General features: G+C 56.7%; 9 protein-coding genes. 4 read left to right on the top strand and 5 right to left on the bottom strand.

Features of this window, described 5'->3' with window-relative positions:
- Window positions 1-24: 24 nt before the first annotated feature.
- Entirely contained in the window at window positions 25-1,308 is a 1,284-nt protein-coding gene (uraA, locus tag ACQE3Y_RS00935) for a uracil permease (RefSeq protein ID WP_426971722.1), read from the bottom strand.
- Window positions 1,309-1,369: 61 nt separating this feature from the next.
- The gene (gene upp, locus ACQE3Y_RS00930) at window positions 1,370-1,996 is read right to left on the bottom strand and encodes a uracil phosphoribosyltransferase (RefSeq protein ID WP_085070795.1); all 627 of its coding nucleotides are present in this window, start codon (window positions 1,994-1,996) and stop codon (window positions 1,370-1,372) included.
- A 223-nt stretch (window positions 1,997-2,219) separates the two neighbouring features.
- Here upp and purM point away from each other — a divergent pair, with 223 nt between their 5' ends.
- Both purM and purN read left to right on the top strand, forming a co-directional pair.
- Window positions 2,220-3,257, top strand: coding sequence for a phosphoribosylformylglycinamidine cyclo-ligase (gene purM, locus ACQE3Y_RS00925; RefSeq protein ID WP_250650563.1), 1,038 nt, complete (start codon window positions 2,220-2,222; stop codon window positions 3,255-3,257).
- Entirely contained in the window at window positions 3,254-3,892 is a 639-nt protein-coding gene (purN, locus tag ACQE3Y_RS00920) for a phosphoribosylglycinamide formyltransferase (RefSeq protein ID WP_426980684.1), read from the top strand. The genes purM and purN overlap by 4 nt, the downstream gene beginning before the upstream one ends.
- 61 nt (window positions 3,893-3,953) lie before the next feature.
- On the opposite strand, the gene pstB is transcribed toward purN, so the two are convergent.
- From pstB to ACQE3Y_RS00905, 3 genes are read right to left on the bottom strand one after another with little or no spacing between them, the layout of a single operon-like run.
- On the bottom strand, window positions 3,954-4,721 hold the full coding sequence (gene pstB, locus ACQE3Y_RS00915) for a phosphate ABC transporter ATP-binding protein PstB (RefSeq protein ID WP_250650565.1): 768 nt from the start codon (window positions 4,719-4,721) through the stop codon (window positions 3,954-3,956).
- Window positions 4,722-4,732: 11 nt separating this feature from the next.
- Window positions 4,733-6,382, bottom strand: coding sequence for a phosphate ABC transporter permease PstA (gene pstA / locus ACQE3Y_RS00910; protein WP_426971720.1), 1,650 nt, complete (start codon window positions 6,380-6,382; stop codon window positions 4,733-4,735).
- Complete coding sequence (locus tag ACQE3Y_RS00905) at window positions 6,379-8,511, bottom strand: ABC transporter permease subunit (protein WP_426980683.1); 2,133 nt, start codon at window positions 8,509-8,511, stop codon at window positions 6,379-6,381. Before ACQE3Y_RS00905 ends, pstA begins: the two co-directional genes overlap by 4 nt.
- Before the next feature lie 151 nt (window positions 8,512-8,662).
- Between ACQE3Y_RS00905 and ppk1 the strand changes: the two genes are divergently transcribed.
- Together ppk1 and ppx are read left to right on the top strand one after the other, a co-directional pair.
- Entirely contained in the window at window positions 8,663-10,723 is a 2,061-nt protein-coding gene (gene ppk1, locus ACQE3Y_RS00900; RefSeq protein WP_085070783.1) for a polyphosphate kinase 1, read from the top strand.
- Window positions 10,724-10,729: 6 nt separating this feature from the next.
- Complete coding sequence (gene ppx / locus ACQE3Y_RS00895) at window positions 10,730-12,256, top strand: exopolyphosphatase (protein WP_426971718.1); 1,527 nt, start codon at window positions 10,730-10,732, stop codon at window positions 12,254-12,256.

Below are 12,256 nucleotides of genomic sequence, written 5' to 3'. Positions count from 1 at the left end.
AGGCGCCTTTTCTGCTTGTGGATTTTACTCCGGCGATTTATCCGGCGCGTCCAGAATGACTTCTTCCGGGCGCAGCACGTTAATCACTTTAAAAATCAGGCTCAGCGCCACGCCAACTATCGTTGCCAGCGCCATACCTTTCAGTTCAGCCGCGCCGATATGTACCTTCGCCCCGCTAACGCCGATAATCAAAATCACCGAGGTCAGGATCAGGTTCTGCGCCTTGTTATAGTCCACTTTTGATTCAATCAGTACGCGAATACCGGATGCGCCGATTACGCCATACAGCAGTAGCGAAACCCCACCCATTACCGGCACCGGAATCGCCTGAATTGCCGCTGCCAGCTTGCCGATGCAGGAGAGCAGAATAGCGATAATCGCCGCGCCGCCGATAACCCAGGTACTGTACACGCGGGTAATTGCCATCACCCCGATATTCTCACCGTAAGTGGTGTTCGGCGTTGAGCCGAAAAAGCCGGAAATAATGGTTGAGAAACCGTTGGCGAACATTGAGCGATGCAGCCCTGGATCGCGAATCAGATCTTTTTTCACGATATTCGCCGTGACCACCAGATGCCCGATATGCTCGGCGATAACCACCAGCGCAGCCGGGATAATCGTCAGCATCGCATACCATTCGAAGCGCGGCGTATAAAAAGTCGGCAGCGCGAACCACGGAGCAGCCTCTACTCCGCTCCAGTCTACAATGCCCATCGCCCACGACAGCAGATAGCCTGCCAGTACGCCGATCAGAATTGGAATGATGGCGAGAAAACCGCGAAACAGCACCGAACCAAACACGGTGACCGCCAGCGTCACCAGCGAAATGGTTACCGCAGTGCTATCGACCGTCGCGCCGCTGGCAGGTAGCAGGCCGGCCATATTTGCTGCAACACCCGCCAGCTCAAGCCCGATAACGGCGACAATCGCGCCCATCGCTGCCGGAGGAAACATCACATCCAGCCAGCCGGTGCCGGCTTTTTTCACAATCAGCGCCACCAGACAAAACAGCACGCCGCACAGGATAAAACCGCCCAGCGCCACCTCATAACCAAGCGGCAGCAGTAGCAGCACCGGCGAGATAAAAGCAAAGCTGGAGCCTAAGTAGGCGGGAATTTTTCCTTTACAGATAAAGAGGTAGAGCAAGGTACCGACGCCGTTAAACAACAACACCGTAGCCGGATTGATATGAAACAGAACCGGCACCAGCACCGTAGCGCCAAACATCGCGAACAGATGCTGAAAACTGAGCGGTATCGTTTGCAGTAGCGGTGGGCGTTCGCTAACGCCAATCGCGCGACGAGTCATGGAGTATCCCTCTGGGCTGTTTTTTGGCAGAAAAAAGCCGACTCTGCGGTCGGCTGAATCGTTATTTGGTTCCGAAAATCTTATCGCCCGCGTCACCAAGACCGGGGATAATGTAGCCTTTCTCGTTCAGGCCGCGATCGATAGAGGCGGTATAGAGCTCAACGTCCGGGTGCGCTTTTTCCAGCGCGGCGATACCTTCCGGCGCAGCCACTAATACCAGCACCTTGATTGAGTTACAGCCCGCTTTTTTCAGCAGATCGATCGTCGCAATCATTGAGCCACCGGTGGCCAGCATGGGATCGACTACCAACGCCATGCGCTCTTCGATGTTAGAAACCAGCTTCTGGAAATAAGGTACCGGCTCCAGCGTCTCTTCATCACGATAAACGCCTACCACGCTGATGCGCGCGCTTGGCACATGCTCCAGCACCCCTTCCATCATGCCGAGACCGGCACGCAGAATCGGGACAACGGTGATTTTCTTGCCTTTGATCTGGTCGATTTCTACCGGACCATTCCAGCCTTCAATGGTTACTTTCTCTGTTTCCAGATCGGCGGTGGCTTCGTAGGTCAGCAAACTCCCCACTTCAGATGCCAGTTCGCGAAAGCGCTTGGTGCTAATGTCTTGCTCACGCATCAGGCCCAGTTTATGTTTGACGAGCGGGTGTTTGACTTCCACGATCTTCATTGTTGTACTCCCGGAGTGTTGAGCGGAAAAAAAAATCGCCGGATTATACCGCCTTTTGCCTGCTGCACCATATGCGATCGGGCAATAAACAGCAAAACCTCCGCGCTCTGTTAAGCATCATCTAAAATAAAGAATCTGCAACGCTGGTCTCGCAAACGTTTGCCTGCGCTGTTAGAATTGCGCCGCTTTAATTCAAACCGCAAAACCGCGTGGGGAAACCGCTTTGACCGACAAGACCTCTCTCAGCTATAAAGACGCCGGCGTTGATATTGATGCAGGCAACGCGTTAGTCGATCGTATTAAAGGCGTGGTGAAAAAGACCCGTCGTCCGGAAGTAATGGGTGGCCTCGGCGGTTTCGGCGCGCTTTGTGCGCTGCCGCAAAAATATCGCGAGCCGGTGCTGGTTTCCGGCACTGACGGCGTCGGCACCAAGCTGCGTCTGGCGATGGATCTGCAGCGCCACGACACCATCGGCATCGATCTGGTCGCCATGTGCGTTAACGATCTGGTGGTCCAGGGCGCTGAACCGCTGTTCTTCCTTGATTACTACGCCACCGGCAAGCTGGATGTCGATACCGCTTCCGCCGTTATCAGCGGGATCGCTGAAGGGTGTCTACAGTCGGGCTGCGCGCTGGTTGGCGGTGAAACCGCAGAGATGCCAGGCATGTACCACGGTGAAGATTACGATGTGGCAGGTTTTTGCGTCGGCGTGGTGGAAAAGTCAGAAATCATTGACGGCAGCAAAGTGCAGGATGGCGACGTGCTGATCGCCCTCGCTTCCAGCGGCCCGCACTCTAACGGCTACTCCCTGGTACGCAAAATTCTTGAAGTCAGCCAGACCGATCCGTTAAGCAAACAGCTCGACGGCAAGCCGCTGGCCGATCATCTGCTGGCACCGACGCGCATCTACGTTAAAAATATTCTTAACCTGATTGAGCAGATCGATGTGCATGCCATCGCCCACCTCACCGGTGGCGGCTTCTGGGAAAATATTCCGCGCGTGCTGCCGGAAAACACTCAGGCAGTGATTGATGAAGCCAGCTGGCAATGGCCGGCAGTCTTTAACTGGCTGCAGCAGGCGGGCAACGTCAGTCGTCATGAGATGTACCGCACCTTTAACTGCGGCGTCGGCATGGTGATTGCGGTAAGCGCTGCTGAAGCGGATAAAGCGGTTGAGCTGATGAACGCCGCAGGCGAACAGGCGTGGAAAATTGGCGTGATTAGCGCCTCTGACGCAGAAGAGCGTGTGGTTATCAAATGAAACGGCTGGTCGTGCTGATATCGGGTAACGGCAGTAATTTGCAGGCGATTCTCGATGCCTGTCAGCAGGGCCGGATCAACGCTCGCGTGGCGGCGGTTTTCAGTAATAAGGCCAACGCGTTTGGCCTTGAGCGCGCCCGCAGCGCGGGCGTTGCCGCCCATGCGCTTTCCGCATCCGCTTATGAAAGCCGTGAAGATTTTGATCGCCAGCTGATCCGCGAAATCGATGCATATGCGCCCGATCTGGTCGTGCTGGCGGGCTATATGCGTATCCTTAGCCCGTTTTTTGTCGCGCGCTATCAGGATCGACTGCTGAATATCCACCCTTCTCTGCTGCCAAAATATCCGGGCTTGCATACGCACCGCCAGGCCATCGCCAACGGCGACAGCGAACATGGTACTTCGGTGCATTTTGTTACTGACCAGCTGGACGGCGGCCCGGTGATTCTACAGGCCAGCGTGCCGGTGTTCAGCGGCGACAGCGAAGAAGAGGTCACCGCGCGCGTACAGCATCAGGAACATGCGATCTATCCGCTGGTAATTAACTGGTTCGTTGAGGGCCGCTTAGTGATGCGTGATAACGCCGCCTGGCTTGATGGCAACCCACTTCCGCCCCAGGGCTACGCGGGCGATTAGTTTCTTGCGCCTTGCGTGCGTAAATCATCTTCCAGAGCCAGCCTGCTGGCTCTGTTCTTTTTCAGCCAAAACGCCCGGTTATATAATCCTCGGTGCGTCGCTGTCGCGGCGTGGTAAACAGCGTATCGGTATCAGCAAACTCCACCATCTTTCCCTGATGCATAAAAGCGGTGTAGTCAGAGACGCGTGCCGCCTGCTGCATATTATGCGTTACCAGAATCAGCGTGAAATGCTGCTTCAGCGTGGTCATTAGCTCTTCAATCACCAGCGTGGAGATCGGGTCCAGCGCAGACGTCGGCTCGTCCAGCAGCAGCACTTCCGGCTCAATAGCAATGGCGCGCGCAATCACCAGCCGCTGCTGCTGGCCGCTGGAGAGCGTCAGCGCATTTTGCCGCAGGCTATCCTTCACCTCAGGCCACAGCGCCGCCGCGCGCAGCGCCCGCTCCACCGCCTCGTTTAAAATACGTCGATCGCGCACGCCTTGCAGACGTAAACCGTAAACCACATTTTCATAAATCGATTTGGGGAACGGATTGGGTCGCTGAAAAACCATGCCGACGCGCCGCCGCAGCGCCGAGAGATCGCCGCCGCGCTCGAGAATATTGCGCCGATCGAGCAGAACCTCGCCCTCAACGCGACAGTTATCAATCACATCGTTCATGCGGTTAAGGCAGCGCAGCAGCGTGGATTTACCACAGCCAGAAGGGCCAATAAGAGCGGTAATGCGATTTTTCGGGATCTGCAGGCTAACGCTATCCAGCGCCTGTTTGTCGCCATACCACAGCGAAAGATTATTGATGGTTAGCGCAGTGTCGATTTCAGCGGTCATGGTCCTCACCGTTATTGCACCAGCGAGCGGTAACGCTCGCGCAGACGATGGCGTAAGGCCATCGCCGTAAGATTTAAGCCAAGAATAATGGTCACCAGCAGCAACGCCGTGGCATATACCAACGGACGATCGGCCTCGGCGTTGGGGCTTTGAAATGCCAGATCGTAAATCTGAAAGCCCAGATGCATAAACTTACGATCAAGATGCAGGTAAGGGAAAACGCCGTCTACCGGTAGTTCCGGGGCCATTTTCACCACGCCCACCAGCATCAGCGGTGCCGTTTCGCCCGCCGCACGTGCCACGGCGAGAATCAATCCGGTTAGCATGGCGGGCAGCGCCAGCGGCAGGGTAACGTGCCACAGCGTTTCCGCGCGGGTCGCGCCCAGCGCCAGCGAGCCGTGGCGCAGGCTGGCAGGAATGCGCGACAGTCCCTCTTCGGTCGCAACAATCACCACCGGCAAGGTCAACAATGCCAGCGTTAGCGACGCCCACAGCAGACCCGGCGTACCAAAGGTCGGATTAGGCAGTGATGTCGCGTAAAAAAGCTGATCAATCGTGCCGCCAATCAGCCAGACGTAAAACCCAAGACCAAACACGCCATAAACAATCGACGGTACGCCCGCCAGGTTAACCACCGCAATACGCACCAGCCGGGTTAACGCATGCCGATCGGCATACTCATGCAGCCAGACGGCGGCCACCACCCCCAGCGGCATCACCACCACCGACATCAACAACACCATCAGCACAGTGCCGAAAATAGCCGGGAAAGCACTGCCCTCGCCCGGGGAATCATCCGACGAAACGGCAACGAAATGCCACAGCTGCTGCAAAAAGTGCTGCCATTTTTGAACAAGCGTCATGGCGTTGGGATACCAGGCGTCACGGATTTGCGCCAGGGGAATGCGGTGCAGCTGGCCGTTCGCATCACGCAGCATCAGCGTATTACGCGCGCTCTCCTGTAACAGTGAAGCACGCCGCTCCGCCTGCCCCACAAACTGCCGCTGCAGTTCCACACGATTCGCCATCAGCATCGATCTTTTCTGCTCATTATCATTGCCGCTGGCCTTCAGCTCTAACGCTTCGGTTTCCAGTGCCTCAAGCTGCGCCGTGATATGCGCCATTTCATGACGGCGGATGCGCTCAGCCTGCTCCAGCAACTGATGCGTTTGCTGCAGGCGCTCCTGCAGGGCGCGTTGCATATTCTGCGCCGTAAGCGGCTGCTGATTCTCATAGAGACCGGCAAACCAGCCCAGCGCATCGCCGCCCACGCGCCGCTGTAGCACCAGCACCTCCGGCGGCTGTTCGCGGCGCTGAATATCACTTTCCAGCAGCGTGCGGAAATCAGAGGCGGAGACGTCGCGGTTACCGGTTTTAATTAAGTAGCGCGTAACCTGCTCCGGCAACTGCTGCGCCTGCGGCAGACCGGCATCAATCAGCTGCTGACGCGACAGGCGCTGGGTACTCACCACTTCGCCCAACAGCTGCGCCTCTCCGGCGGCGGGCTGGGCCAGCGTAAACAGTGTAACCGGCTGCGGCCAAAAATGGCGCAGCCCCTGCCAGGCCAGCAGCAGTAACAGCAGCAGAAACGCCAGCAGGCTAAAGGTTACTGCGCCTGCCGTCAGCCAGCGCCAGCGATCGTTTTGCGTTAGCGCACTCATCCCTGCCCCTCATGCTGACCATAACGACGACGCAAGCGCTGTCGCACCACTTCCGCCAGCGTATTCAATATCAGCGTAAACACCAACAGCACCAGCGCGCTGAGAAACAGGATGCGATAATGCGCGCTGCCTGCCGCCGCTTCCGGCATCTCAACGGCAATATTGGCGGAAAGCGCACGCACGCCGTGAAACAGGCCGCCTTCGGTCACCGGCGTATTGCCGGTGGCCATCAATACAATCATGGTTTCTCCTACCGCCCGACCAAAGCCAATCATCAATGCGGCAAAAATTCCCGAGGCAGCGCTGGGCAAAATCACGCGTGACAGGGTTTGCCACGCCGTGGCACCCAGCGCCAGCGACCCCTGCCCCAGCGCAGCCGGAACGCTGAAAATGGCATCTTCCGCCAGGGTAAAAATCAGCGGCACCAGTGCAAAGCCCATCGCCAACGCGGCGATCAGGAGGTTACGCTGCTCGTAGCCGCCCGGCAGCCGCTCCGCCAGCGGTTTGCCCCATAGCGCGGTATCAGCCAGCGGCATCAGCCACAGCGAGAGCGCACTTACCAGCAGCAGCAGCGGCACCAGCAGCCAAACCTCGCGCCCCGGCGCATCCAGCAGCCGCCAGCGCGACGGCAGACGCTTCAGTAATGGCCCACACAGCAGCAATGTCGCCGCCAGGGCAATAGGCAATAGCAGCACGCCGGAAAGCCGGGCGGCAATCTGCGGCGCCAGCCACAGGCTGGCGAACAGGCCAACCACCACGCTGGGCAGCGCGCCCATCATCTCCATCGCCGGTTTGATCCAGCGACGTAGCGCCGGCGACATAAACCAGGCGGTGTAGATAGCCGCGGCCAGCGCCAGCGGCGTGGCAAACAGCATCGCCAACGCAGCCGCCTTCAGCGTACCCGCCACCATCGGCACCAGACTGAATTTCGCCTGATAAGGATCGTCAACCGCCGTCGATTGCCAGACCCAGTCCGGCTGCGGATAGTTTTCATACCAGACTTTTTGCCACAGGTTTTTCAGGCTGATATCGGGCCAGGGATTGTCGATGCGCCAGTATTGCCAGCCGTCAGTGCGTTCGATCAGCAACCCATCGCCCGACGGCGCAAATTGCGCCTGCTGTACGCCCTCGCCCAGCGCGTGGCGAAAAAAAACGCCCTCTCGCTTGCTGGCGAACATCTGAAGTTCGCCAGCGGCGCTGATGGTGGCAAACACCCGGCGCTGTGGCTCGGTAATCAGCTGTTGCTGCGCGCGCGCGCCAGCAAAATCGCGGATACGATGCAGATGTACACCTCGCTCATCGGCAACATCAAACCACTGGCTGATGCCGCGTTCGTCAGCCAGCAACAGCGAACGCCCGCCGCTCAGCAAAGCCATCTGGCGTGGTGGATGCGTCAGCGGAAAGGTATCGCGTAGCGTGACCTGTTGGCCGTTTATCTGCCAGACGCGTAAGCTGTGCTCGCTGGTGGCAAACAGCAACGAGCCGTTGGGCGTCAGTAACAGCTGATTAACTGGCCCGCTGGCCAGCATATCGCTCTGCATCGGCTGCCCGGCCTGTAAGCGCAGCAGCCGGATATGCTGCCCATCGCTGAGCGCCGCCAGCCACTGCTGCGCGCCGCTGGCTGCCAGGGCCGCCAGGGTAAAGCCACTGCCGCCGCTGTCAAAAACGCCATCGCCCAGCGGAAACATCCAGTTCGGCATCGCGTCCGCCGCGCTAAAGTCAGGTTGGACCAGTCGGAAATTGCCATCGGGCTGTAACAGCAGTAGGCTGCTGTTATCGGCGGTCGCCGCGCTTACTACCGGCCCGCGTGCCAGCTGTAAAGATGGCTCAGGCGCAGCGCCGTTCAGCGGAAAAAAGCGGCCTTCGCCCTGGCTATCGATACGCCAGCCCCAGCCCTGATTAACACCCAGCGCGACGGCAGGCTGTGCCGAAAGCACGGGCTGCGACGGCCCCGCCTGCATGGACGGCGTGGCAAACAGTGGCATTACTACCCACAGCAGCCAGACAAACAGCAGCATCATGACCAGCAGCACGCTGACGCCACAGGCAGCGATCGCACGCGCGGTCAGGCGGTCAACATAACGCCGGGTACGGTTGCTGTAGTTGACGGGAATATGGTTATCGATCATCGTGCCTGCGGATTCCTTGTATTGAAGCCGCTATGTTGCCCGTAGCTCTCTGATATGACAACCATTGAGGTTAGACATTGCTGCCATACTCTCGCCATAATGAAATCGGAAACTGGATACCCTCGTCTCAAATCAGCACAACGGAGCCATAATGGGTCAGGAAAAGCTTTACATAGAAAAAGAACTGAGCTGGTTATCCTTTAATGAACGCGTACTGCAGGAAGCCGCAGACAAGACTAACCCGCTGATCGAGCGCATGCGCTTTCTGGGCATTTATTCGAATAACCTGGAAGAGTTTTATAAGGTGCGCTTTGCCGACCTGAAGCGGCGCATTTTGATTGGCGAGGAACAGGGGTCACCCAACACGCCGCGTCATCTGCTAAAGAAAATTCAGCAGCGCGTCCTGCGGGCCGATCAGGAGTTCGATGGTTTATATAACGATCTGCTGCTGGAGATGGCGCGTAATCAGATCTTCCTGATTAACGAACGGCAGCTGTCGCCTAATCAGCAAAGCTGGCTGCGTCACTACTTTAAGCATGAGCTGCGCCAGCATGTGACGCCGATTCTGATAAATCACGATACCGATCTGATTGAGTTCCTGAAGGATGATTACACCTATCTGGCGGTGGAGATTATTCGCGGCGAAGATATCCGCTATGCCCTGCTGGAAATCCCCTCTGATAAAGTGCCGCGCTTTGTTAATCTGCCTGCAGAGTCGCCACGCCGCCGCAAGCCGATGATCCTGTTGGATAACATTTTGCGTTACTGCCTGGACGATATTTTCAAAGGCTTTTTTGACTACGACGCGCTTAACGCCTACTCCATGAAAATGACGCGTGACGCCGAGTACGATCTGGTTACCGAAATGGAATCGAGCCTGCTGGAACTGATGTCCTCCAGCCTCAAACAGCGTCTTACCGCCGAGCCTGTGCGCTTTGTTTATCAGCGCGATATGCCCAATGCGATGGTTGAGCTGCTGCGTAATAAGCTGAATATTTCTAATTACGACTCTATCGTCCCGGGTGGGCGTTATCATAATTTCAAAGATTTCATCAGCTTTCCGAACGTGGGCAAAACCAATCTGGTGAACAAGCCGATGCCGCAGCTACGGCATATCTGGTTCGACGGCTTTCGCAACGGTTTCGATGCGATCCGTAATCATGACGTGCTGCTTTATTATCCTTACCACACCTTTGAACATGTGCTGGAGCTGCTGCGTCAGGCGTCATTCGATCCCAGTGTGCTGGCGATTAAGATCAATATTTATCGCGTAGCGAAGAACTCACGCATTATTGATGCGATGATCCACGCCGCCTATAACGGCAAAAAAGTGACGGTGGTGGTAGAGCTGCAGGCGCGTTTTGATGAAGAGGCCAATATTCACTGGGCCAAGCGCCTCACCGAAGCGGGCGTGCATGTGATCTTCTCGGCGCCGGGCCTGAAAATTCACGCCAAGCTGTTCCTGATTTCGCGCCGTGAAGGCGATGAAATTGTGCGCTATGCCCATATCGGCACCGGTAATTTCAATGAAAAAACCGCGCGCATTTATACCGACTACTCCCTGCTTACCGCCGATGCGCGTATCACCAATGAGGTACGCCGGGTATTTAACTTTATTGAAAACCCCTATCGCCCGGTAAGCTTTGATTATCTGATGGTGTCGCCGCAGAACTCGCGCCGCATGCTCTATCAACTGATTGATGAAGAAATTGCCAACGCGCAGCAGGGTATCCCGGCAGGGATTACACTGAAAGTGAATAACCTGGTTGATAAAGGTCTGGTGGATCGTTTGTATACCGCTTCCAGCGTGGGCGTGAAAGTGAATCTGCTGGTGCGCGGCATGTGTTCACTGATCCCTAATCTTGACGGGATCAGCGACAATATTCGCGTAACCAGCATTGTTGACCGCTATCTGGAGCACGATCGCGTTTATATTTTTGATAACGGCGGTGATAAAAAAGTCTTTCTCTCTTCCGCCGACTGGATGACGCGCAATATCGATTACCGCATTGAAGTGGCGGTGGCCATCCTTGATCCTGTTCTGAAACAGCGCGTGCTGGATATTATTGCCATCCTGTTAAGTGATACTGTAAAAGCCCGCATTATTGATAAAGAACTGAGTAACCGTTATGTGCCGCGTGGAAACCGCCGTAAGGTGCGAGCGCAGCAGGCCATTTACGAATACATCAAATCTCTGGAACAACCTGAATAACTCACTATGCCGATATCCCATAAGAATATGCCACGACCGCAAGAATTTGCCGCTATTGACCTCGGTTCCAATAGCTTTCACATGGTCATTGCCCGCGTGGTGGATGGCGCAATGCAGGTGCTGGGCCGTCTGAAACAGCGCGTGCACCTGGCGGACGGGCTGGGCGCGGATAACGTGCTGAGCGAAGAGGCTATCCAGCGCGGACTTAGCTGTCTGGCGCTGTTTGCCGAGCGTCTGCAAGGCTTCAGCGCCTCGAACGTGACCATTGTCGGTACGCATACGCTACGCCAGGCGGTTAATGCAGAAGATTTTCTGCGGCGCGCGGCGGAAGTGATCCCCTACCCGATTGAAGTGATCTCTGGTCATGAAGAGGCGCGCCTGATTTTTATGGGCGTTGAGCATACGCAGCCGGAAAAAGGCCGCAAGCTGGTGATTGATATCGGCGGCGGCTCTACCGAGCTGGTAATCGGGGAAGATTTTGAACCCAAGCTGGTAGAGAGCCGCCGTATGGGCTGCGTCAGCTTCGCCAATCTCTATTTTCCCGGCGGTGTGATTAGTCAGGAAAATTTCCGCCGCGCGCGTCTGGCTGCGGCGCAAAAACTGGAAACGCTGGCCTGGCAATATCGGCTGCTCGGCTGGCAATACGCGCTGGGCGCTTCCGGCACCATCAAGGCTGCTTGCGAAGTGCTGCAGGCGATGGGCGAAAAAGAGAAACAGGTGACGCCGGAGCGGCTGGAAAGGCTGTATGACGAAGTGATGAAGCACAAATCCTTCGCCGCGCTGAGCCTGCCTGGCCTGTCGGAAGAGCGGAAAGCGGTATTTGTGCCGGGTCTGGCCATCCTTTGCGGCGTATTTGATGCGCTGGCGATCCGCGAGCTGCGTCTTTCCGACGGCGCCCTGCGCGAAGGGGTGCTGTATGAGATGGAAGGCCGCTTCCGCCATCAGGATATTCGTAGCCGTACCGCACAGAGCCTGGCGAATCATTACAATATCGACAGCGATCAGGCGCGACGCGTGCTGGAAACCACCGATGAACTCTGGCAACAGTGGCGCGATCAAAATCCCCGACTGGCTAATCCTCAGCTCGCATCGCTGCTGCAGTGGGCGGCACTGCTGCACGAAGTTGGCTTAACCATCAACCACAGCGGTATGCAGCGCCACTCGGCCTATATCCTGCAAAACACCAACCTGCCCGGTTTTAATCAGGATCAACAGTTGCTGCTGGCTACGCTGGTACGCTATCACCGTAAAGCGATCAAGAGTGACGATCTGCCGCGTTTTACGCTGTTTAAAAAGAAACAGATCCTGCCGCTGGTGTTTTTGCTGCGTCTTGGCACGCTGCTGAATAATCAGCGCCAGGCGACCAATCGCCCGGAGCGGCTGACATTGACCACCAACGAAGGGCACTGGACGCTGCGCTTCCCGGCCGGATACTTCAGCCAGAATACGCTGGTCCAGCTCGATTTAGAGCGTGAGCAGGCGTACTGGGAGGATGTTACCGGCTGGAAGCTAGTGATAGAAGAAGAGGCGTAA

The sequence above is a fragment of the Pantoea sp. FN0305 genome, from assembly GCF_050113845.1.
In the GTDB taxonomy this organism is placed as follows: domain Bacteria; phylum Pseudomonadota; class Gammaproteobacteria; order Enterobacterales; family Enterobacteriaceae; genus Mixta; species Mixta alhagi.
Note: the sequence above shows the minus strand (reverse complement) of the source record. Positions and strands in the feature narration are given on the sequence as shown.